At 62.3% G+C, this 23,534-nt stretch carries 19 protein-coding genes and 2 tRNA genes; 6 read left to right on the top strand and 15 right to left on the bottom strand.

Annotated features, from left to right (window positions below; all coding sequences use genetic code 11):
• The first annotated feature begins 154 nt into the window (after positions 1–154).
• The 6 genes from C8K18_RS01840 to C8K18_RS01815 all read left to right on the top strand — a co-directional run bounded on the left by C8K18_RS01840 (position 155) and on the right by C8K18_RS01815 (position 9,322).
• The gene (locus C8K18_RS01840; RefSeq protein WP_107706517.1) at positions 155–2,287 is read left to right on the top strand and encodes a 3-hydroxyacyl-CoA dehydrogenase NAD-binding domain-containing protein; all 2,133 of its coding nucleotides are present in this window, start codon (positions 155–157) and stop codon (positions 2,285–2,287) included.
• 58 nt (positions 2,288–2,345) lie between these two features.
• Positions 2,346–3,554, top strand: coding sequence for an acyl-CoA dehydrogenase family protein (locus C8K18_RS01835; RefSeq protein ID WP_107706516.1), 1,209 nt, complete (start codon positions 2,346–2,348; stop codon positions 3,552–3,554).
• A gap of 15 nt (positions 3,555–3,569) precedes the next feature.
• A complete protein-coding gene (locus C8K18_RS01830) occupies positions 3,570–4,712 on the top strand; it encodes an acyl-CoA dehydrogenase family protein (RefSeq protein ID WP_107706515.1) in 1,143 nt (380 codons plus the stop codon).
• A gap of 86 nt (positions 4,713–4,798) precedes the next feature.
• Positions 4,799–5,692 (top strand): LysR family transcriptional regulator, encoded by an 894-nt coding sequence (locus tag C8K18_RS01825; RefSeq protein ID WP_107706514.1) that lies wholly within the window; start codon positions 4,799–4,801, stop codon positions 5,690–5,692.
• Positions 5,693–5,827: 135 nt separating this feature from the next.
• A complete protein-coding gene (locus tag C8K18_RS01820) occupies positions 5,828–7,822 on the top strand; it encodes an aconitase family protein (protein WP_107706513.1) in 1,995 nt (664 codons plus the stop codon).
• A gap of 57 nt (positions 7,823–7,879) precedes the next feature.
• Positions 7,880–9,322 carry an MFS transporter gene (locus C8K18_RS01815; RefSeq protein WP_107706512.1) on the top strand — a complete coding sequence of 481 codons (1,443 nt, stop codon included), beginning with the start codon at positions 7,880–7,882 and terminating at the stop codon, positions 9,320–9,322.
• A 90-nt stretch (positions 9,323–9,412) separates the two neighbouring features.
• Here C8K18_RS01815 and C8K18_RS01810 read toward each other — a convergent pair.
• From C8K18_RS01810 to C8K18_RS01735, 15 genes are all read right to left on the bottom strand, one after another.
• Positions 9,413–9,489, bottom strand: a tRNA-Pro gene (locus C8K18_RS01810).
• A gap of 61 nt (positions 9,490–9,550) precedes the next feature.
• Positions 9,551–9,958 carry a MerR family transcriptional regulator gene (locus C8K18_RS01805; protein WP_029967632.1) on the bottom strand — a complete coding sequence of 136 codons (408 nt, stop codon included), beginning with the start codon at positions 9,956–9,958 and terminating at the stop codon, positions 9,551–9,553.
• Positions 9,959–10,004: 46 nt separating this feature from the next.
• Complete coding sequence (locus C8K18_RS01800; protein ID WP_006052505.1) at positions 10,005–10,415, bottom strand: integration host factor subunit alpha; 411 nt, start codon at positions 10,413–10,415, stop codon at positions 10,005–10,007.
• A gap of 69 nt (positions 10,416–10,484) precedes the next feature.
• Positions 10,485–12,920, bottom strand: a complete 2,436-nt coding sequence (gene pheT / locus C8K18_RS01795) for a phenylalanine--tRNA ligase subunit beta (RefSeq protein WP_107706511.1) — start codon at positions 12,918–12,920, stop codon at positions 10,485–10,487.
• A gap of 164 nt (positions 12,921–13,084) precedes the next feature.
• Complete coding sequence (gene pheS, locus C8K18_RS01790) at positions 13,085–14,098, bottom strand: phenylalanine--tRNA ligase subunit alpha (RefSeq protein ID WP_006052503.1); 1,014 nt, start codon at positions 14,096–14,098, stop codon at positions 13,085–13,087.
• 158 nt (positions 14,099–14,256) lie between these two features.
• On the bottom strand, positions 14,257–14,616 hold the full coding sequence (gene rplT, locus C8K18_RS01785) for a 50S ribosomal protein L20 (RefSeq protein ID WP_006052502.1): 360 nt from the start codon (positions 14,614–14,616) through the stop codon (positions 14,257–14,259).
• 29 nt (positions 14,617–14,645) lie between these two features.
• The gene (gene rpmI / locus C8K18_RS01780; RefSeq protein ID WP_006052501.1) at positions 14,646–14,843 is read right to left on the bottom strand and encodes a 50S ribosomal protein L35; all 198 of its coding nucleotides are present in this window, start codon (positions 14,841–14,843) and stop codon (positions 14,646–14,648) included.
• A gap of 243 nt (positions 14,844–15,086) precedes the next feature.
• Positions 15,087–15,611, bottom strand: coding sequence for a translation initiation factor IF-3 (infC, locus tag C8K18_RS01775; RefSeq protein ID WP_081435533.1), 525 nt, complete (start codon positions 15,609–15,611; stop codon positions 15,087–15,089).
• 49 nt (positions 15,612–15,660) lie between these two features.
• Positions 15,661–17,568 (bottom strand): threonine--tRNA ligase, encoded by a 1,908-nt coding sequence (gene thrS, locus C8K18_RS01770; RefSeq protein ID WP_006052437.1) that lies wholly within the window; start codon positions 17,566–17,568, stop codon positions 15,661–15,663.
• A gap of 250 nt (positions 17,569–17,818) precedes the next feature.
• Positions 17,819–17,895 (bottom strand) — tRNA-Val (locus C8K18_RS01760).
• 130 nt (positions 17,896–18,025) lie between these two features.
• A complete protein-coding gene (locus C8K18_RS01755) occupies positions 18,026–20,269 on the bottom strand; it encodes a bifunctional (p)ppGpp synthetase/guanosine-3',5'-bis(diphosphate) 3'-pyrophosphohydrolase (protein WP_107706510.1) in 2,244 nt (747 codons plus the stop codon).
• 106 nt (positions 20,270–20,375) lie between these two features.
• Entirely contained in the window at positions 20,376–20,729 is a 354-nt protein-coding gene (locus tag C8K18_RS01750; RefSeq protein ID WP_006052435.1) for a RidA family protein, read from the bottom strand.
• Between the two features lie 81 nt (positions 20,730–20,810).
• Positions 20,811–21,722 (bottom strand): alpha/beta fold hydrolase, encoded by a 912-nt coding sequence (locus C8K18_RS01745; RefSeq protein WP_107706509.1) that lies wholly within the window; start codon positions 21,720–21,722, stop codon positions 20,811–20,813.
• Between the two features lie 299 nt (positions 21,723–22,021).
• Positions 22,022–22,663 carry a CoA transferase subunit B gene (locus tag C8K18_RS01740; protein ID WP_006052433.1) on the bottom strand — a complete coding sequence of 214 codons (642 nt, stop codon included), beginning with the start codon at positions 22,661–22,663 and terminating at the stop codon, positions 22,022–22,024.
• A gap of 2 nt (positions 22,664–22,665) precedes the next feature.
• Complete coding sequence (locus C8K18_RS01735; RefSeq protein ID WP_006052432.1) at positions 22,666–23,370, bottom strand: CoA transferase subunit A; 705 nt, start codon at positions 23,368–23,370, stop codon at positions 22,666–22,668.
• Positions 23,371–23,534: the final 164 nt, after the last annotated feature.

Raw genomic sequence — 23,534 nt, 5'->3', positions numbered from 1 at the left:
GAAACCGGCCTTTGTCAAAGTTATTTTGACAGTCTGTCAATCGTTGATGTGATTGTCAATGAACCTTGACCGCTCCACAATCGTGAGCATTCGCGAGACGTGGCATGCGGCAGCCCACAGTCTGCGCGCCGAGACAATCAAAGGAGACGCGCCCATGACCCTCACCTCTTCCACCGACACTTCAGCCGACGTCGTCACGCGCGAATTGCGCGGCAAGGTGCTGCTCGTCACGATCGACCACGCGCCCGTCAACGCGCTTTCCGCCGACGTGCGGCGTGGCCTGCTCGCCGCAATCGAAGCCGCCGACAGCGACGGTTCGGTCGAAGCGGTGCTGCTCGTCGGCGCGGGCCGCAACTCCATCGCCGGTGCGGATATTCGCGAGTTCGGCAAACCGCCGGTGCCGCCGTCGCTGCCGGACGTGTGCAACCGCATCGAGGCGTGCACGAAGCCGGTCGTCGCCGCGATTCACGGCGCGGCGCTCGGCGGCGGTCTCGAAGTGGCGCTCGCCGCGCACTACCGGATTGCCGTCGAAGGCGCGAAGCTCGGCTTGCCCGAGGTGCAGCTCGGCCTGCTGCCCGGCGCGGGCGGCACGCAGCGCACGCCGCGCCTGATCGGCGCAGAGGCCGCGCTCGATCTGATCCTGAGCGGCCGCCACGCGAGCGCGAAGGAAGCGCTCGCACTCGGACTCGTCGACCGGTTGGGCGCGAGCGGCGACGTGCTCGCCGAAGGCCTCGCCTATGTGCATGAACTGCTTGCCGGCGATGCAGCGGTGCGTCGCACGCGCGACGCCGGCGCGTTGAGCGATCGCGCCGCCAGTCTCGCGGCGGTCGCCGCGGCGCGTGCCGAGACCGCGAAGAAATCCCGCGGTCTGTTCTCGCCGCTGAAGATCGTCGATGCAATCGAGGCCGCGATCACGCAGCGCTTCGAAGAAGGCTTGCGTGTCGAGCGTCAGCTCTTCCTGCAATGTCTCGACAGTCCGCAGCGCGCCGGCTTGATTCATGCGTTTTTTGCGGAGCGCGAAGTGTTGAAAGCGCCCGAGACACGCGATGCAAAACCGCGCGCACTGAATGCAGTCGGCGTGGTCGGCGGCGGCACGATGGGCGCGGGCATTGCGGTCGCGGTGCTCGACGCGGGCCTGCCAGTGACGATGATCGAACGCGACGAGGCGTCGTTGGCGCGGGGCCGCGCGCACATCGAGAAGGTCTACGACGGCCTGATCGCGAAGGGCCGCCTGAGTGCCGCGAAGAAAGATGAGTTCATGGCGCGCTGGACCGGCAGCACCTCATACGATGCACTGTCGAACGCGGACCTCGTGATCGAGGCCGTCTTCGAAGACCTGGCCGTCAAGCAGGCCGTCTTCGCCGAACTCGACCGCGTCTGCAAAGCGGGCGCCGTGCTCGCGACCAACACCTCGTATCTCGACATCGACGCGATAGCCGCGAGCATTTCGCGGCCCGCCGACGTGATCGGCCTGCACTTCTTCTCGCCGGCCAACATCATGAAGCTGCTTGAAGTCGTCGTGCCGCAAGCCGTGAGCGCCGACGTCGTCGCGACCGCGTTCGAGCTCGCGAAGAAGCTGCGCAAAACGCCGGTGCGTGCGGGCGTATGCGACGGCTTTATCGGCAACCGCATTCTCGCCGTCTATCGTAGCGCGGCGGACGCGATGATGGAAGACGGCGCGTCGCCCTATCAGATCGACGCCGCCGTGCGCGCGTTCGGCTTTCCGATGGGACCGTTTCAGGTGGTCGATCTCGCGGGCGGCGACATCGGCTGGGCCGCGCGCAAACGGCGCGCCGCGACGCGCGATCCTGCGGCACGCTATGTGCAGATCGCCGACCGCCTGTGCGAGCGCGGCTGGTTCGGCCAAAAAACCGGCCGTGGATTCTATCTGTATCCCGAAGGATCGCGCAGCGGCCAGCCGGACCCGGAAGTCGAGGCGATTATCGACGCCGAGCGCGAGCGCGCCGGCATCACGCCGCGCAATTTCACCGACGACGAGATCATTCGCCGCTACATGGCCGCGATGATCAACGAAGGCGCGAACGTCGTGCATGAACGGATCGCGCTGCGTCCGCTCGACGTCGACGTGACGCTGCTGTATGGCTACGGTTTCCCGCGCTATCGCGGCGGTCCGATGAAATATGCGGACATGGTTGGCCTGCCGAGCATTCTCGCGGACATTCGCGGGTTCGCGAAAGAAGACCCGTTGTTCTGGCAAGCGTCGCCGCTGCTCGTTGAACTCGTCGAGCGCGGCGCGGATTTTGCGAGCCTCAATCAGACAATCTGACGCCGCTTGCTTGCCGGTGTATCCCGCCGCAAGCGTTGCAATCTACGAAGGAACTGCGATGGACCTGAACTTCACGCCCGAAGAAGAAGCGTTCCGCGCCGAGGTGCTCGCGTTTCTGCGCGACAAACTCCCGCGGCGTCTCGCCGACAAAGTGCATGGCGGCCGGCGGCTCACGCGCGAGGACATGGCCGAGTGGCACGCGATCCTCAACGAGCGCGGCTGGCTCGCGAATCATTGGCCGAAGGAATACGGCGGGCCCGGCTGGAACGCGGTGCAGAAATTCATCTTCGAGAACGAATGCGCGCTGGCGGGCGCACCGCGCGTCGTGCCCTTCGGCGTGAATATGCTCGGACCCGTGTTGATCAAATATGGCAGCGATGCGCAGAAACATCACTGGTTGCCGCGCATTCTCGACGGTTCCGACTGGTGGTGCCAAGGCTATTCGGAACCGGGCGCGGGCTCCGATCTCGCGTCGGTGAAAACGACGGCTGTGCGCAGCGTCGACGCGAACGGCGAGCATTACATCGTCAATGGACAGAAGACGTGGACCACGCTCGGCCACTACGCGAACATGATCTTCTGCCTCGTGCGCACCGCGACCGACGTCCGCAAGCAGGAAGGCATCAGCTTCCTGTTGATCGACATGACAACGCCGGGCGTCGAAGTAAGGCCAATCATCACGCTCGACGGCGAGCACGAAGTGAACGAAGTGTTTTTCACGGACGTGCGGGTGCCCGCTGCGAACCTCGTCGGCGAAGAAAACAAGGGATGGACCTACGCCAAATATCTGCTGACGTATGAGCGCACGAATATCGCGGGCGTCGGCTTTTCGGTGGCGGCATTCAACCGGCTGCGCAAGATCGCGGCGAAACAGCGGCGCAATGGGCGGCCTCTCGCGGACGACCCGTCGTTCGCGGCGCGCATGGCGCGCGTCGAAATCGATCTCGAGAACATGAAGACGACCAACCTGCGCGTGATCGCCGCGGTGGCGGGCGGCGGGGTGCCGGGCGCCGAAAGTTCGATGCTGAAAATTCGCGGCACGGAGATTCGCCAGGAGATCTCGTCGCTCACGCGCCGCGCGATGGGACCGTATGCGCAGCCCTTTATCGAAGAAGCGTTGCACGACGGTTATCAAGGCGCGCCCGTTGGTCCCGACGAAGCGGCGAGCGCGGCTTCGCAATACTTCAACAATCGCAAGCTGTCGATCTTCGGCGGATCGAATGAGATTCAGAAGAACATCATTTCCAAAATGATCCTCGGACTGTAGAAGGAAACGGACATCATGAACTTCCAGCACACCGAAGATCGCCGGATGCTCGCCGATACGCTGAACCGCTTTATCAGCGAACAGTATGGCTTCGCGACGCGCGACCGGATCGCGCGAACGGCGCATGGTTTTAGCAGTGAGTTGTGGAATCGTTTCGGAGAGCTAGGTATTATCGGCGCGTTGTTCGATGAAGCGAGCGGCGGCTTCGGCGGCGGCGGCTTTGATATTGCAGTCGTGTTCGAGAGCCTCGGGCGCGGGCTCGTGGTCGAGCCGTTTCTCGATACGCTCATCGTCGGCCAGGCCATTGCTCGCAGCGGCAATGACGCGCAGCGGGCGTTGCTCGGCGGATTGATCGACGGGTCGCGTATTGTGGCGCTCGCGCACGGCGAGCCGGATAGTCACTACGAACTCGCCCGAGTGACGACGCGCGCCGAGCGCAATGGCGATGGTGATGGCAGCGCGTGGCAATTGAATGGCGCTAAAGCGGTGGTTCAGCACGGCGAGCAGGCTGCCTTCTTCCTCGTGTCGGCGCGCACCGAAGGGGCGGACGATTCCGAAGCCGGCGTGACGCTGTTTCTGGTGCCTCGCGATGCGCCGGGCGTGAGCGTGCGCGGTTATCCGAAGATCGACGGCGGGCGCGCGGCCGAAGTGAGCTTCGAGAACGTCATACTCGGCGACGACGCTTTGCTCGGCGCAGCGGGCGAAGGTTTCGCAACGCTCGAATATGCGATTGCATGCGGCGTGCTCGCGCTCTGCTCGGAAGCGGTCGGCGCGATGGACGTCGCGAAGGACTACACGCTCGACTATCTGCGCACGCGCAAGCAGTTCGGCGTGGCGATCGGCAGCTTCCAGGCATTGCAGCACAGAATGGCCGACATGCTGCTCGAAATCGAACAGGCGCGCTCAGCGGTAATCAACGCCGCGGCCGCGTTAGGTGCGGAACGCAAGGTGCGCGAGCGCGCGGTGTCGGCGGCGAAATACAGCATCGGCAGGATCGGTGCGCTCGTCGCGCAGGAGTGCATTCAACTGCATGGCGGGATCGGCATGACGTGGGAACTGCCGCTCGCTCATTACGCAAAGCGGCTTGTGATGATCGATCATCAGCTTGGGGATGAGGATCATCATTTGGAGCGGTTTGTGGAGTTGGGGCGAGAGTGACGATTGTTCAACGCAGTCGTCCCGGGGCTCAGGACTGCCGCTGCTAGAATTGGCTGTTCAAACTTTGCAGGCGCAACGCCGGCCGTATGCGAATCGATCCGTACAGCCTCGAGCTGTTCATCTCCGTCGTGCAGGAAGGCTCGATTGCTCGCGCCGCCAGCCGCAATCACATTGCCGCTTCTGCATTGAGCCGGCGTATCGCGGATCTGGAGTCGGCAATGGGCCTCGCGTTGCTGATTCGTTCGCCGTCGGGAGTCGAGTTGACGGAGGCCGGGCGTCATGCGTTTTCTCGTGCCGTGTCGGTTCACGATCAGTTGCAGTCATTCGCCCGCGAGGTGCAGTCGCTCAGCGGCGAGGTCGCCGGCGTCGTGCGTCTGTATGCGAACGCATCGGCGATTGTCGGCTTTTTGCCCGAGCGGCTGAAGGCGTTTCAGGCCCACTACCCGCTCGTGCGAATCGCGCTCACCGAGCAGATCAGCGACGAGGTCATCCGCGCCTGCATGGACGACCGGGCCGACGTCGGCATTTCTGCGAGCGGCAAAGCATCCGGCGGACTGGAATCATGGCACTTCGCCGATGACCCGCTGATGGTCGTGCTCCCTCTCGATCATGAACTCGCCGCGCTCGAGGCGCCGACCTTCAGCGACGTGCTCCGCTTTCCACTCGTGGCGCTACAGGCCGGCGGCTCGCTGGATCTGCTCATCAAGGAGCGCGCCGACGCAGCGCGAACGCCGCTCAAACTGTCCGTTACCGTCAACAGTTTCGACGCGCAGTGCCGGATGGTCGAAGCAGGACTTGGCATCGGTATTGTGCCGACGAGCGCCGCGTCCGCGTTCGCCGGATCGCATGCGTTCGTGCGCCGGCCGCTCGACGAAACCTGGGCGACGAGCCGCACGCTGCGGGTTCATGCGCTGCGCAAATCGTCGCGTCTGAAGGCGGTCCAGGCGTTGATTGAAGCGCTGACTGCGCCTGCCAGTTAAAGAGACGTCGGCGGACCATCACAAGCCCCTTGCAAGCCCTTCGTGAGGCCATCGCCAATCGCGATGCCCCGTTTGCCGATCCAGCACTTCGCGCTGCTCTCGCCGCCATCTAGATTCGGGTAGAAGGAGAAGTGGATGGCAAAACTGGATTTGACTGGCCGCGTCCTGTTTCTTTGCGCGGACCCCGAACGGATCGAGCAACAGCTCGACGGTACGGATCTGAACCCCGCGACGGCAGGCAGCTTGAGAGACGACGTGTCGACGGACGAGATCACGCCGATGAGCGTGCTGACCCGCTTCGACGAACGCCTTGGCCGGGTCCCGTATGTGGGGTTCCGCGCAGGCGATAGAAATCCCATCGGTATCGACGCGATTCGCAACGGGGGCTTTCGCGTGACGGTGGCGGGCAACCGGTACGGCAAAGGATCGTCGCGCGAACATAGTCCGCTCGCGGAATATCGCGCCGGCATCCGGCTCGTGATCGCGCGGAGCTTCGAGCGCATCTATCGTCAGAATGCGGACAACCTCGGGCTCTTTACGTCGACGGACTTCGGCCTGATTGAACGCATCCAGCGAGGCGAGCCGATCGACGTCGAAGAGCTCGTCGCCTCGCGCGATAGCCTCGCCGCTGCGATTCTGACAAGCGGCGGCCTGCTGCGTTACGGCGCACAAAACATGCGCCAAATCCGCTCGACAACTTCCGCGGCCAATGCCAATGCCGATGCAAATGTCGCTGACGCCAACAACGCGCAGCCGCGCACGCTTGCGCAAAAAATCCTCGACCGTCACGCGCTTTCCACCGATGCAACGGGCGACACGCCGACGCCCGGCAGCGGCGCGTTCGTCCGCGCGGATTGGCGCTTCATCCACGAGTACTACACGGGCATGGCCACGCACATGCTGCATGCCACATTCGGCAAGCCGCTCACGCTGAGCGATCCCGACACGATTCTCGCGTTCGAGGATCACCTGTCGTACTCGCACAAGAGCGAGCTTCATGTGCGCAACGGCCTGCTGCCCGACGTGCGCGAACTGTCGACGGCGCATCGTCAGTTCGCGCGCGACTACGCGATCACGAATCACGGCTATCTGAGCGAAGTCGACGGCAGCTTCACCGAAGGTTCAGAAGGCATCTCGCACGCGATGATGGCCGAGCGTTACGCGCTGCCCGGGCAACTGATTGTCGGCACCGATTCGCATACGCCGCATAGCGGCGCGTTGGGCTGTCTCGCGTTCGGCGTCGGCACGACCGACATGGCGAATGCGTTTGTCACAGGCGCGGTGCGCATGACCGTGCCCGAATCGCTGCGGGTTAATTTCAACGGCGCGGTGGCGCCGGGCGTCACCGCGAAAGACCTCGTGCTGCACTTGCTGGCCGAACCGCGCATACGTGCGGGTGCGGGCGTCGGAAAGGTGTTCGAGTTCGCCGGCAGCGCTGTGCATCAATTGACGACCGACGAGCGAACCACGCTCACCAACATGACGGCCGAACTCGGCGGCTTCTCCGGCATTGTCGCGCCCGACGAAGAAACCGTGCGCTTTTTGAAGGAGCGCCGCGGCATCGACTTCGGCCTCGAACCGTGGATGCAGAGCGATGCGGGCGCGACATACGCCGACGTCATCGATATAGACTGCACGCACATTTCGCCGATGCTCGCCGCGCCCGGCGATCCGGGCAACGGCATTGCGCTGCGCGATCTCGCGCAACGCCCGAAGGTGGACATCGCGTATGGCGGCTCGTGCACGGCAGGCAAGCGCGAGGACTTCGATCACTATCACGAGGTGCTCGCATGGGCGCTCGCGCGCGGCTTGCGGGTGCCGTCAGGTGTGAAGCTGTTTCTTCAGTTCGGCACGTCGGAGGTTCGCGATTACTGCGTGAAACGCGGCTATATCCACGCGTTCGAGCAGGCCGGCGCGATTCTGCTTCAACCCTCGTGCGGCGCATGCGCCAATTGCGGACCGGGCTCGTCCACCGACGCGGGCCAGGTCACGATCAGCGCGATCAACCGCAATTTTTCGGGCCGCTCCGGGCCTGGGCAGGTGTGGCTCGCGAGTCCGCCGACGGTCGTTGCAAGCGCGCTTGCGGGCAAGATCGCTTCGTTTGCGGAATTGCAGGAACAGTACCGCTAACGGCCGCGGTGCAAGTTGTGACATATTCAAAAAGAGATGCAGATACAGGAGACAGGCATGGCCATTCTGGAGGGCGCGTCATCGCTACGCGTCGGTAATGACGCAGCACAAGCCGAAGCGGCCACGGTCGCCGGCATCGGAGCAATTTCGGCCCGCCTCGACAGACTTCCCGCGACGCGCGCGGTCTGGAAGCTGATTCTGCTGCTCAGTCTCGGATTCTTTTTCGAGCTGTACGATCTTCTCTTCACGGGCTACGTCGCGCCCGGTCTCGTTAAAAGCGGCATTCTCACGCCCACGACGTCGGGGCTCTTCGGCACGTCCGGCGTCGCAAGCTTCGTTGCGGCGCTCTTCGCCGGGCTGTTCGTCGGCACGATCGCGTGCGGCTTTCTCGCCGACCGTTTTGGCCGGCGAGCGATCTTCACCTGGTCGCTGCTGTGGTACATGGCGGCGAACACGGTGATGGCCTTCCAGGACACCGCACACGGCCTCAATTTATGGCGCTTCGTTTCAGGCATGGGCATCGGTGTTGAACTCATCACCATCGGCACCTACCTGTCCGAACTCGCGCCGAAGCACTTGCGCGGCAGGGCTTTTGCAGTGTGTCAGGCGATCGGCTTTTCCGCGGTGCCTGTCGTGGCGTTTCTTTCCTATCTGCTCGTACCGAGAACGCCGTTCGGACTCGACGGCTGGCGCTGGGTCGTGCTGCTCGGCGGCATCAGCGCACTCTTCGTCTGGTACTTCCGGCGAAACCTGCCGGAAAGCCCGCGCTGGCTGGCGAGCAAGGGGCGAATTCGCGAAGCGGACGAAGTGCTCGCGCGTCTGGAAGAAAAAGTCGCACAGCAATACGGCAAGCCGCTGCCTGAGCCTGGGCCCGCGGCGCCGGTGCCGCGCAAGGCGCGATTCGCCGACATGTGGCAGCCGCCCTACCGCAAGCGCACGCTGATGCTGATCGTCTTCCATATTTTCCAGACCGTGGGCTTCTACGGTTTCGCCAACTGGGTGCCGACGCTGCTGGTCAAGCAAGGCATCACGGTGACGTCGAGCCTGCTCTATACGACGGTGATCGGCCTGGCCGCGCCGCTCGGTCCGTTGCTTGGCTACTGGATCGCGGACCGCTTCGAACGCAAGCATGTGATCGTGTGCATGGCCGCGATCAATATCGTGAGCGGATTGCTGTTCAGCCAGGCCTCGGCGGCGGTGATGATCGTGACGCTTGGCGTGCTGCTGACGCTGGCCGGCAACATCATCTCGTTCACCTATCACACGTATCAGCAGGAGCTTTATCCGACGGCGATCCGCGCGCGTGCGGTGGGCTTCGTGTATTCCTGGAGCCGGTTGTCCGCTGTGTTCAGTTCGTTTGTGATCGCGTTTATGCTGAGGGAGTTCGGCGTGACGGGGGTGTTTGTGTTTATCGCGAGCGCGATGGCGCTGGTGATTGTCGCGATCGGTTTGATGGGGCCGCGGACGTTGGGGAAATCTCTGGAGAGTATTTCGCACTGAATGCGTCGCACTGAATGCGCGATTGGCGGGGCACGCTGTGGCGCAAATGAAAAAGGCCTTACAAGCGATGCTTGTAAGGCCTTGATTCTTTGGTCGGGGCGAGAGGATTTGAACCTCCGACCACCTGCACCCCATGCAGGTACGCTACCAGGCTGCGCTACGCCCCGAACAGCAAGAAATTATAACAGACACTTCATTCGATGAGAACCGCCGCCACCAACAAAGCCATTAGCGATTCAACAGGTCGATCACGTGAAGCAGCTCTTTGCGCAACTGTTCGACGTCGACGGCAACCGTGGTCGGCGCCGGCGGTGCGACGCCCTCGACCTGGTCGCCCGCTGCGGCCGGCGCACCGTGCGCGCCGCCGCCATGCGAATCGAGCCGGTTGCGCGCACCGTTGATCGTGAAACCCTGCTCGTACAACAGCTCGCGAATCCGCCGGATCAACAACACCTCGTGATGCTGATAGTACCGGCGATTACCGCGCCGCTTCACCGGCCGCAACTGCGTAAACTCCTGCTCCCAATAGCGCAGCACATGCGGCTTCACACCGCATAGTTCGCTGACCTCACCAATCGTGAAGTAGCGTTTCGCTGGAATCGGAGGCAAGACGACTTTTTCCATCGTCGCTGTCATCGTCAGTTAGCCGTCGTGGTGGGTTGCGCAGGAACGCGCCAGTCGATCAGCGCGTGAAGCTCGCTTCCGCGCCGTTCTCGACCAGAGCCTTCAGCTTTTGACTTGCATGAAACGTCACAACGCGGCGCGCGGCGATTGGAATCGCCTCGCCGGTTTTCGGGTTTCTGCCGGGACGCTGCGGCTTGTCGCGCAACTGGAAGTTGCCGAAGCCCGACAGCTTGACGCTGTCGCCGCTCTCGAGCGCGTCGCGGATCACCTCGAAAAACGCCTCGACCATGTCTTTCGCTTCCCGCTTGTTGAGCCCGACATTGTCGAACAGCAACTCGGCAAGTTCCGCTTTGGTGAGCGTCGGCGTTTCAGTTGAAACGGCGGCGGGTGATGTCGGAATTTCTCGAATCATGGCGCTGCGTTGCGCCGTAAGAAGGGCTTCGAAATCACTCGAGTTCATTTCATTCATATCTATCAAATGGCGCGCCAGACAGAAAACAAAGGATGCGGAAACAGCCGTGCAATTGTTAAATGCGGGTTATCCGCGCAACCGTGCGCCATATACTCGAGCCAGACGTTCCACCAGAGTCTGAATGGCCAGATCGACCGTTTCGTCCTGAAGGGTCCCGCCAGTATCTTGCAAGGTAACTCGGAACGCAAGGCTTTTCTCGTGAGCCGCCAGACCACCGGAAGTGTTTGATTTTGGACGGAATTCGTCGAAAAGCGCAACCTTCTGAACGGTCTTGCAGGCGGGCTCGGACTGGGCCTTCCGGAGCTCGTCGAGAAGCGCCTGCACCTCGATTTTCTGATCGACAACCACTGCGATATCGCGTCGCACCGGCGGGAATTTAGACACTTCCGACGGCGTGGGCAATACGCGTTGCATTAATGCGTCCGCTTCAAGTTCAAACAGAATCGGCGCATGCGGTAAATCATATTTTTGCATCCAGCGCGGATGCAATTCGCCAATCCAGCCGATCGCGCGGCCATCGAGTTCGATGCGTGCGCTGCGCCCCGGATGCAGCGCCGGATGCTCCGCTTTCACGAAGCGCGCCGCCGCCGGCGCGAGCAACGTCTCGACGTCGGCCTTCACGTCGAAGTAGTCGACCGTACGCGCGGGTGCGCCCCACTGCTCGTCGAGCGCCGGACCGTATGCGAGGCCTCCGATCATCTTCGGCTGCGCGAAGCCTTCGACCGTCAGCTCGCCCGCCTTGATCGACGGATCGTGCAGGAACACGCGGCCGGCTTCGAACACACGCACGCGGTCGGCGGCGCGCCGGTTCAGGTTCGTGCGCAGCACGTGGATGAGGCTGCCGAACAGCGTCGTGCGCATGACCGACAACTGGCTCGCGATCGGGTTCAGCAAACGCACCGGCTTGTCGTTGCCGGCGAAGTCCTGTTCCCACTCGGCGTCGACGAAACTGAAGTTCACCGTTTCCGCGTAATCGCGCGCGGCAAGCGCGTGGCGGATAGTGTGGATCGAGCGGCGCGTTTCGTGGGTCGCGCGCATCTCGCTCTTCGCGACCGGCGGGCGCGCCGGAATCTTTTCGAAACCGTAGATGCGCGCGACTTCCTCGATCAGGTCCTCTTCGATTTCAATGTCGAAACGGTACGACGGCGGCATGACCGAAAAGGTGTCGCCGTCGCGTTCGAATGTGAGGCCGAGGCGCGTGAAGATCTGCGCAATTTCGTCAGCGCCGATCGCAACGCCAATGATGCGGTTCGCGCGCGACACGCGCATCTTCACCGGCTCACGCTGCGACACGTTGACGATCTGGTCGTCCACCGGCCCCGCCTCGCCACCGCAAATGTCGAGGATGAGTTGCGTGATGCGCTCGATATGTTCGACGGTGCTCGCGTAATCGACGCCGCGCTCGAAGCGATGGCCGGCGTCCGTCGAGAAGTTGTACTTGCGCGAGCGGCCGCGAATGCTGTCGGGCCACCAGAACGCGGCTTCGAGGTAGATGTTGGTGGTGTCGAGCGTGACGGCCGTGCTGTCGCCGCCCATGATGCCCGCGAGACTTTCGATATGCCGCTCGTCGGCGATCACGCCCACGGTTTCGTCGACTTCGACAGTGTTGCCGTTCAGCAGCTTGAGCGTTTCGCCCTTGCGGCCCCAACGCACGTCCATGCCGCCGTGGATCTTGTCCAGATCGAACACGTGCGACGGACGGCCCAACTCGAGCATCACGTAATTCGAAATATCGACGAGCGCCGAGATGCTGCGCTGACCCGAACGCTCCAGACGTTCGATCATCCATTGCGGCGACTTCGCACGCGCATTCACGCCGCGGATGACGCGGCCCGAGAAACGTCCGCACAGATCGGGCGCCGAGATTCTGACAGGCAGCGTCTCGTTGAGCTTGACCTCGACTGGCTTGATCTCGAGCGGACGCAACGGTGCGCCGGTGATCGCGGACGTTTCGCGCGCCACGCCGAACACCGACAGGCAGTCCGCCTTGTTCGGCGTCAACTTGATTTCGAAAATGGTGTCGTCGAGATTGAGCGTTTCGCGGATGTCCTGGCCGATCGGCGTATCTTCCGGCAGGATCATCAGGCCGCTATGATCTTCGGACAGCTTCAGCTCGCGCGCGGAGCACAGCATGCCCTGGCTTTCCACACCGCGCAGCTTCGAAAGCTTGATCGCGAACGGCGCGCCGCCCTCTTCGGCCGGCGGCAGTTGCGCGCCGACCAGCGCGACCGGCACCTTGATGCCGGGCGCCACGTTCGGCGCACCGCATACGATGTTCAGCGTCGCGCCCGTGCCGGCGTTCACCTGGCAGACGTTGAGCTTGTCCGCGTCCGGATGCTTGACGACTTCCAGCACCTGACCGACCACGATCTTCGAGGTCGGCGGCGCGGCCGGCCGCAGGTCTTCCACTTCGAGACCCGCCATCGTCAATGCGTGCGACAACTCGTCCGTGGTCAGTTGCGGATCGACAAAGGTTCTCAGCCAGGATTCCGGGAATTGCATGGTTCTGTGTACGTTCTGATCGGTTTAGGTCCACGTGACGCAGAGGCCAACTGTCACTGCTTGTCACTGCGGGACGCTTTGGCGGCAGGCACTGCGTGCATTGCCGCGCTCTATGCTCGTCGTCGCGCCGTGCGCGTTCGCTCGGGCGCGCTCAGTAGGCGCGCTCAGGCAAATTGACGCAGGAAACGCAGGTCGTTTTCGAAGAACAGACGCAGGTCCTGCACGCCGTAGCGCAACATGGTGAGCCGCTCGAGGCCGCTGCCGAAGGCAAAGCCGATGTAGCGCTCCGGGTCGAGGCCCATGTTGCGGATCACCGTGGGATGAACCTGGCCGGAACCCGAAATCTCGAGCCACTTGCCCGCGTTCTTGCCCGTTTCGAACAACATGTCGATCTCAGCCGACGGTTCGGTGAACGGAAAATAAGACGGGCGGAAACGCACCTGAATATCGTCGCGCTCGAAGAACTTCTTGAGAAAGTCGGTATAGACGCCCTTCAGATCCGCGAAGCTGATGTTCTCTTCGATCCACAGGCCTTCGACCTGGTTGAACATGGGCGAGTGAGTCGCGTCGCTGTCCACGCGATACGTGCGGCCCGGCACGATCACCTTGATAGGCGGCGTATTGGTGCGCGCGTAGCGGACCTGCATCGGGCTCGTATGCGTGCGCAGCAGCAGTTGACGGCCGTCGGCATCTTTGCCGTCGACGTAGAACGTGTCCTGCATCGAACGCGCCGGATGGTTTTCCGGGCTGTTCAGCGAGGTGAAGTTGTACCAGTCGGTTTCGATCTCGGGGCCGTCGGCCACGTCGAAACCGATGCTGCCGAAAATCTGTTCGACGCGCTCCCACGTGCGCATCACCGGATGCAGGCTGCCGGCATGGGCGCCGCGTCCCGGCAAGGTGACGTCGATCGCTTCGGCGGCGAGGCGCTGGTTCAGCAACGCGTCGGCCAGCGCCTGGCGGCGCGCCGTCAACGCGGCTTCGACCTGTTGCTTGACGAGGTTGATCCGTGCGCCTTCGGTCTTGCGCGTTTCGGGATCGAGTTTGCCAAGGCCCTTCAACAGTTCTGTCAGCGCGCCCGATTTACCGAGAAAGCGCGCTTTCTCGTTCTCGAGCGTGGTGACGTCGGAGGCTTCTGCGAAGGCTTTTTGCGCGTCGGCGACAATCTGGTCCAGATCCATTGATCCCATCATTTCAACGTCAGTGTTCTATCGAAACAAAACTGGTTCTACCAACAAAAACGGGGCTCGGTGAGGAGCCCCGTTTTTGTTGCAGCGTCACCGAGACTACCGGATGTTCGCTGCAACGAACCACGCAGTGTTAATTGCCAGAAGCGCAATCAGGCTGCAACGGCGGCTTTCACCTGCTGAACGATCGCAGCAAAAGCAGCCTTGTCGAACACAGCCATGTCGGCCAGCACCTTGCGGTCCAGTTCGATCGAAGCCTTCTTCAGGCCGTTGATGAACACGCTGTACGTCATGTCGTGCTGACGCACCGCCGCGTTGATACGCGTGATCCACAATGCACGGAACACACGCTTCTTGTTGCGGCGATCGCGGTAGGCGTACTGGCCTGCGCGCATGACCGCCTGCTTGGCGATGCGATAGACGTTATTGCGACGGCCGCGGTAACCCTTGGCCAGCTTGATGATCTTCTTGTGACGGGCCCGTGCGGTAACCCCACGTTTTACTCGAGGCATGTCTTGCTCCTATGAGTTTCGGTTAAGGGTTAAGCGAACGGCAGCATTGCGCGCACGGAGTTCAGATCGGAATCATGAACTGCCGTCGAACCGCGCAGATGGCGTTTGTTCTTGGTGGTCTTCTTGGTAAGAATGTGGCGCTTGAAGGCTTGACCGCGCTTGACGGTACCGCCCGGACGCACCACGAAGCGCTTTGCAGCACTCTTCTTGGTCTTCATCTTCGGCATGACAACTCCATTATTAGATGGATATGGGTGTGCGGTCGGCCAGTTGGCCATTACCCGCCCTTCGAAACCCACTCCACTTGGTATGCAGACCGCCGATACCGCCGGCGGCCGCTTTCAGGAAACGGCACGTTTGCACGAGCGCCGCTCCGAAACCTGCTGACGTCGCGCCGGACACCCGGCGTGACGCCACTCGAACTTGACAACCAGAACGCGCGCCACATGGCGCGCCGCCGCTCTGACCGCTTACTTCTTTTTCTTCGGAGCGAGCACCATGATCATCTGGCGCCCTTCCATTTTCGGCATTTGCTCGACCTGACCTACTTCGTCGAGGTCGGTGCGCAGGCGTTCCAGCATGCGCATACCGATTTCCTGGTGAGCCATTTCGCGGCCACGGAAACGCAACGTGATTTTCGTCTTGTCGCCGTCTTCGAGAAAGCGAATGAGGTTGCGCAGTTTGACGTTGTAGTCACCGTCGTCAGTGCCCGGGCGGAATTTGACTTCCTTGACCTGAACGATCTTCTGCTTGAGCTTGGCCTCGTGCTGCTTCTTCGCTTCCGAGTACTTGAACTTGCCGTAGTCCATCAAGCGGCAAACCGGCGGAACCGCTTGCGGCGCGATTTCCACCAGATCCACGTCTTGCTGTTCCGACATGCGGAACGCATCAGCGAGTTTCACGATGCCGAGCGGTTCGTTCTCGACTCCGACCAGACGCACCTCGGGTGCCGTAATTTCACCGTTGATGCGGTGCGCAGACTTATCAGTAGCGATGTTACGTTTCCTCTAAAAATTAAAAAAACGAGCCGGGCTGCCAAGTGGCTCAGTTGAACGACTGCACGTCCAGGCGCAGACGCTCAATGAAGGTATCGGCAGGCATCACGCCAAGGTCGACACCACCACGGGCACGCACGGCTACCGTTTGGGCTTCACGCTCCTTGTCGCCGACCACAAGCAGGTACGGCACCTTCTCAAGCGTGTGCTCACGTATTTTATAGCTAATCTTCTCGTTGCGCAAATCGGCCTCTACTCTAACCCCTTGTTTTTGCAACGATTGGGCTAGAGACTGGGCGTATTCGGCCTGACTTTCGGCGATATTCATCACCACCACCTGCATCGGCGCAAGCCAAGCGGGCATTGCACCGGCATGGTGCTCGATCAGGATGCCGAGAAAGCGCTCCATTGATCCGACGATTGCCCGGTGCAGCATGATCGGCCGGCGACGGCTGTTGTCTTCCGCGACGTACTCCGCGCCGAGACGCTCCGGCAGCACCATGTCGAGCTGCAGCGTGCCGCATTGCCACGAGCGGCCGAGCGCGTCCTTGATGTGATATTCCACCTTCGGACCATAGAACGCGCCTTCGCCCGGCAGTTCTTCCCACGTCACGCCGCACGCGGTCAGCGCTTCGCGCAGGCCCTGCTCCGCGCGATCCCACGTTTCGTCCGTGCCGGCGCGCGCGTCCGGGCGCAGCGACAGCTTGATCTCGACATGATCGAAGCCGAAGTCGCTGTACACGCTCATGGCGAGCGTATTGAAAGCGATCGACTCGCTGATGAACTGGTCTTCCGTACAGAAAATGTGTGCGTCGTCCTGCACGAACCCGCGCACGCGCATCAAGCCATGCAGCGCGCCCGACGATTCGTTGCGGTGGCACGAGCCGAACTCCGCGTAACGCAGCGGCAGATCGCGATACGAGCGCAAGCCGTGGTTGAACACCTGCACATGACCGGGGCAATTCATCGGCTTGATCGCGTAGTCGCGCTTTTCCGATTCCGTCGTGAACATGTTTTCACGATAGTTCTGCCAGTGGCCCGACGCCTCCCACAGCGACCGGTCCATGATCATGGGCGTCTTGATCTCCAGATAGCCGGCGTCGTTCACGCGGCGGCGCATGTACTGCTCCACCTGCTGCCACAACGTCCAGCCGCGCGGATGCCAGAACACCATGCCCGGCGACTCGTCCTGCATGTGGAACAGGTCGAGTTGCTTGCCGAGCTTGCGGTGATCGCGCTTTTCCGCTTCCTCGAGCATGTGCAGATACGCTTCCTGGTCTTCTTTCTTCGTCCAGGCCGTACCGTAAATACGCTGCAACTGCTCGTTCTTCGAGTCGCCGCGCCAGTAAGCGCCCGCGACCTTCATCAGCTTGAAGACCTTGAGCTTGCCGGTGGACGGCACGTGCGGACCGCGGCACAGATCGGTAAAGCCGCCGTGCGAGTACAGCTTGATTTCGTCGGTAGCGGGAATCGACTCGATGATCTCCGCCTTGTACTTCTCGCCGATGCTCTTGAAGTAGTCGACCGCTTCGCCGCGCGACACGACGCGGCGCGAAACCGGCTCGTCTTTCTTCGCGAGTTCCTGCATGCGCTTTTCGATCTTTTCGAGATCTTCGGGCGTGAAGGGACGGCTGTACGCGAAGTCGTAGTAAAAGCCGTTGTCGATCACCGGACCGATGGTGACCTGCGCTTCGGGATACAGGTCTTTCACCGCGTACGCGAGCAAATGCGCCGTGGAGTGCCGAATGATGTCGAGACCGTCTGCGTCTTTTTCGGTGATGATGGCCAGCGACACGTCGTGGTCGATCAACGTGGACGTATCGACGAGCTCACCGTCGATCTTGCCGCCGAGCGCGGCCTTCGCGAGGCCGGGGCCGATGGACGCGGCCACTTCGGCGACGGTCACCGGATGCTCGTACTGTCGAACAGAACCGTCAGGCAGACGTATCGAAACCATTGCGTTCTCCGTGATGCCGACCGGCGGCGGCAGATACAACCATCAAACAAGCCAAAAAAAATGCGGCCCCGCTTTCGAGGGGCCGCATTCACATTTCCTGCAAACTGCACTGGCGAAAGTGGTCCTCGACTAGCGTCGCTCCGAAGTGGTTTCGGTCAACGTTCGCGGTGTCATAACCGTATTCGCCTTTTGCGCCGAGGCGCTTACTGCAGTTTGCGAAACCCCGGCTACGCCGGAATTTCACTTTCGTTGGTAGGCTCGATTGGACTCGAACCAACGACCCCCACCATGTCAAGGTGGTGCTCTAACCAGCTGAGCTACGAGCCTGAAGAAACGAGATTATATGGAGCACCACACTGCTTGGCAAGTACTTTTATGCACCGACTTTAAATCCGCTACTGCCCATCATTTCATGGCTCGCGCGATAACCGCATGAGTCCATCAACACACCGTGCTATCACCCTTTACGCGATGCGCGCACGACACCGGTCACTTCGCCGAGCAGCGTGCAGGCGCGCTGGATTTGCGCGGCACTCGACACCTCGACGGTGAATTGCATGAACGCGGCATTGCGGCGCGTCTGCGTCTTCACGCCGATCACATTCATCTTCTCTCTCGCGAACACTTCCGAGATGTCGCGCAGCAGTCCCTGGCGGTCGGTCGCCTCGATCGACAAATCAACCGGATACACCGACTGCCCGCGCCCGCTCATCACGTCCGCGGACCATGCGGTTTGCAGCACCCGCTCCGGCGCGCGCTCGGCCATGCGCATGAACGTCGGGCAATCGCTGCGGTGAATCGACATGCCCTTGCCGCGCGTCACGAAGCCCGAGATGTCGTCGGGCGGCGCAGGCCGGCAGCAGCGCGCGAGCTGCGTGAGCAACGCGTCGACACCGACCACCAGCACGCCCGTCGACGCGCCGCGCGCCACGCTCGCTCCGCTGCTGCGCTTCTCGAATTGCTCCGGCGCCTCGACCACCGGCTCCGGCGGCGGCGCGTCGTGCAACGCCTGCTCGACGAGCCGCAGACTGAACTCTTCCTTGCCCACGACGGAGAAGAGATCGTCGGTGGTCTTGAAGCCGAGCTTGGCGGCAAGCTGATCCAGATTGACCGACGTTTTGCCCTCGCGCTGCAAGGTCTTTTCGACCATCGCGCGGCCGCTTGCGATGTGCTCCTGCAACTCGACCGCATTGAACCAGGCGCGCACCTTCTGACGCGCGCGCGGGCTATGCAGATAGCCGAGCTGCGGATTCAACCAGTCGCGCGACGGACCGCCCTCCTTCACCGCGACGATCTCGACCGTCTGACCGTTTTGCAACTGCGTGTTCAGCGGCACCATCGCGCCGTCGACGCGCGCGCCGCGGCACCGATGCCCCAGCTCGCTATGCAGGTGATAAGCAAAGTCCACCGGCGTCGCGCCATGCGGCAACGCGATCACGCGGGCTTGCGGCGTCAGCACGTAGATATGGTCGTCGTCGAGCGTGGCCTGGCGCAGTTGTTCCCACGGTTGCGCCGCGCGCTTTTCGCCGTGCTCGCCCTCGGACACATCGTCTTTCCATGCGAGCAATTGACGCAGCCACGCGATCTTCTCGTCGTACTTCTCATTGGCCGCGAACTGGCCGCCGTAACCGCGCGTGCCGGCCTCCTTGTAGCGCCAGTGCGCGGCCACGCCGTATTCGGCGAAGCGATGCATTTCGTGCGTGCGGATCTGCACTTCGAACGCGCGGCCGTCGTCGCCGATCACGACTGTGTGCAGCGACTTGTAGCCGTTCGGCTTGGGCCGCGAGATGTAGTCGTCGAACTCTTTGGGCACCGGTTGCCACAGGTTGTGCACGATACCGAGCACGGTGTAGCAGTCCTTGATGTCCGGCACGATCACGCGAAACGCGCGCACGTCGTAGAGTTCCGCGAAGTCCAGCTCCTTGCCGCGCATCTTGCGCCAGATGCTGAAAATATGCTTCGGGCGCCCGCTCACTTCCGCGCGAATGTTGGCGGCGGCGAGTTCCTGCTGCAGGCGTTCAATGGCCTGCGCCACATAACTTTCGCGTTCGACGCGCTTCTCATCCAGCAGCTTGGCGATGCGCTTGTAAACCACCGGTTCCTCGAAGCGGAACGCGAGGTCCTCGAGTTCCCACTTCAGTTGCCAGATGCCCAGACGGTTCGCGAGCGGCGCATAAATGTCGAGCGTTTCGCGCGCCACATCCGGCGACGGCGTGAGCTTCGCCGCCGCGTAATAGCGCAGCGACTGCAGCCGCGACGCGAGCCGGATCAACACCACGCGAATGTCCTGCGCGAACGCGAGCAGCATCTTGCGCAATGCCTCGACCTGCGCGCGCCGTGCGGCCTGCGCGTCGCGCCCCGCTTCGGGCATCGTGTTCTGCGCGGCGCGCAAGCTCACGGTGCCAAGGCGCAGCAGCTTGCGCACGTCGCTGACCAGTTGCGCGACTTCTTCGCCGAAGTTGTCGGCGATCACGCGTTCGGGGTCCTGCAAATGCGGCGTCAACGCGAACAGCGCCGCTGCCAGCACGGCCGCCGGATCGAGATTGAGCGTGCGCATGATGGACGCGGTGCCCGCCGCGTGATCCGCCAGCAATTCGCCCGATGACAGACGCACCTCGCCCGCATGCAGCCGTACGAATGCCATCGCTTCGTCGAAAGACGGGAGGGGATGCGGCGCGTTCGTAACGGTTTCGGTATTCATGGTGCGCGGCCCAGCGGGCCCTGGCAAATCAACGGAATTTCAACTACGACTGCACGATGCTGCGTTGCTTGGTGCGTCGCTTATCTGCGTCGCCCAACTGCGTTGCTTAGCTACGCTGCGCCGCGACCACGACGATTTCAACGAGGCACTTCGGATTCGCGAGCTTCGCTTCGACCGTCGCGCGCGGCGGCGTCGCGCCTTGTGCGACCCATTCGTCCCACACCGCGTTCATGCCGGCGAAATGCACCATGTCCGAGATGTAGATCTGCACGGACAGCAGATGCGATTTATCGCTGTTGACCTCGGCCAGCAGGCGGTCGATGTGGCCGAGCACTTCGCGCGTCTGCCCCGTGATGTCCTGATCCGCATCTTCGGCGATCTGGCCGGCCAGGTAGACCGTGCCGTTGTGCACGGCGATTTCCGAAAGGCGCTTACCAACATGGTGACGAATGACTGCCATGGAGAATCCTGACGTAGATAGAAGAAGGTTGAATGGAAATGCCGCTTGCATGACCCCGAAAGCGTCACGCGGAACTGCATATTATGACGCGTCGTTGCCGGGGCCGATAAAGAACCGCTTCGCAATGTCGATCTGATCCGCCGACAGAAACGCCGGCGCATGCCCGACCCCGCTAATCTCGACGCTCGACACGTCGCGCCCGGTCTCGACCATCTTCGCGACCGTCTCGCGCGACAGCAAATCGGACTGCTCGCCTCTCACCACCAGCACCTGTCCCTGGAACGACGCGAGCGAATGCCATAGCGCGGCCTCGCCGAGTTTCGCGGTTTCTTCGGTAGTCGCGGCGAAGGGCTGCGCGATGCGCGGATCGTAACGAAACAGCCACGTGCCGTTCTCCTCGCGCAAGAGCGGCGTATTGATCTCGCGCCATTCGTCCGGCGTGAGCGGGCCGAAGGTCGTCGCAAGAAACGCCGCGTGATCGATGCCTTGCTGCAGCGACTCGAAACGCGCCGGCTTGCCGAGATAGTCGCCGATACGCTTGACCGCCTCCGGCTCGAGATGCGGACCAACGTCGTTCAACAGCAGTTTGCGGATCGGCGTCTCAGGAAGGCCCGCCAGACCGAGCCCGATCAGGCCGCCCATCGACGTGCCGAACCAGTCGACCGTTTCCACGTCCAGCCGGGCAATCAGCGTGACCATGTCGGCGACATACTGCGGCACGCTATACAGATTGGGGTTGGCAAGCCACGATGACAAGCCCCGGCCCGCCACGTCCGGACACACCACACGGTACGTGCCGGCGAATTGCGCGGCCAGCCGGTCGAAGTCGCGCCCCGAGCGGGTCAGGCCATGCACGCACAACAGCACGCGCGGATTGTCCGGATCGCCCCACTCCGTGTACGCAATACGATGCAGGCCCGCGGCGCTCGCGCACTGCACATAACGTTGGCGCGGCGTGGGCCGCTCACCGGCGAAGGCGGTCGTTGCAGTCATCTTGGGGTCCTTGCAAAAGCGCTGCGGATTGAGCTTGCGTGCGGGCAGCGAATGCTGCGAAATATCGCCCGCGTCGAATCTTCAAATGATTGCTTCGGACGATTGTAAACCGCTTTGCCGCGTGACAAGGATCGTCCAAACGGCATAGGACGAACGACCCAAAACATCCACCGCATAAGACAAAAGCGGACGAGACTCACGCCTCGCCCGCTTTCTTGCATGCTTCACACAACGCGAACAATCAACGCCGCCAGCCAACGCCTATACGTCAGCCCGACAGCGCCATCAACAACCCAGGATCAGCTAACCGCGCTCACATCCAGCGGCGCGCCTGTCTTCGCCTTGATCTCGTCGACGCTCACGCCCGGCGCCAATTCGGTCACCTTCAGGCCGTCGTCCGTGACTTCGATCACACCGAGGTCGGTGATGATCTGATCGACCACGCCCACGCCCGTCAACGGCAGCGTGCATTCTTCGAGGATCTTGTGCTGATCGCCCTTCGCGACGTGCTCCATCAGCACAACCACGCGCTTGACGCCCGCGACCAGATCCATCGCGCCGCCCATGCCCTTGATCATCTTGCCGGGGATCATCCAGTTGGCGAGATCGCCCTTCTTGCTGATCTGCATGGCGCCGAGAATCGCCAGGTTGATGTGGCCGCCGCGGATCATCGCGAATGAATCCGCCGACGAGAAAATCGAAGAGCCCGGCAGCGTGGTCACCGTCTGCTTGCCCGCGTTGATGAGGTCGGCGTCGACTTCGTCTTCGGTCGGCGAGGGGCCGATGCCGAGCAGGCCGTTTTCCGACTGCAGCCACACTTCGACGCCCGCCGGAACGTGGTTCGCCACCAGCGTCGGCAGGCCGATGCCGAGGTTCACATAAAAGCCGTCCTGCAATTCCTTCGCCGCGCGCGCGGCCATTTCGTCACGAGTCCATGCCATGATCAGTCTCCTTTCGCGCGGACGACGCGTTGTTCGATGCGTTTTTCCGGATGCGCATTCAGCACGATGCGCTGCACGAAGATGCCCGGCGTGTGAATCGCGTCCGGATCGAGTTCGCCGACTTCGACGATCTCTTCGACTTCCGCGACCGTGATCTTGCCGGCCATCGCGCACATCGGATTGAAGTTGCGCGCGGTGCGGCGATAGATCAGGTTGCCCGACTTGTCGGCCTTCCATGCCTTGACGAGCGCGACATCCGCAGTCAGCGAATGTTCGAGCACGTAGTGGTTCTCGCCGAATTGCCGCGTTTCCTTGCCTTCGGCGATCAGCGTGCCGTAGCCGGTGTTGGTGAAGAACGCCGGAATGCCCGAGCCGCCCGCGCGCAGTTTCTCGGCGAGCGTGCCTTGCGGCGTGAATTCGAGCTCGAGTTCGCCGGCCAGATACTGGCGCTCGAACTCCTTGTTCTCGCCGACATACGACGAAATCATTTTCTTGATCTGGCGCGTCTCGAGCAGCAGACCGAGGCCGAAGCCGTCGACGCCCGCGTTGTTGCTGATGCACGTAATGCCCTGCACCTTCGTATCGCGCAACGCGGCGATCAGCGCCTCGGGAATGCCGCACAGGCCAAAGCCGCCGACGGCGAATGTCTGCCCGTCCTTGACGATGTCTTTCAGCGCCTCGGCGGCGCCTGGATAGACCTTGTTCATCAGTATGTCCCTTCCTTTATGGAAACCCGAAACCGGTTTATTGCGGCTGATACGACGCGTACAGGCCGAGGCCCGACACGTCATTCTAGTCATCCGGGAGACGCATCGCGTGGAGAGAGGACAAAGCCTCGCGCACGCGCGCTCACGGACGCTTCACCGCGTTC

Origin of the sequence: Paraburkholderia sp. GV068, from assembly GCF_003058125.1 — a bacterium.
Lineage (GTDB): Bacteria > Pseudomonadota > Gammaproteobacteria > Burkholderiales > Burkholderiaceae > Paraburkholderia > Paraburkholderia graminis.
This window is presented reverse-complemented; position numbering and strand designations above follow the sequence as displayed.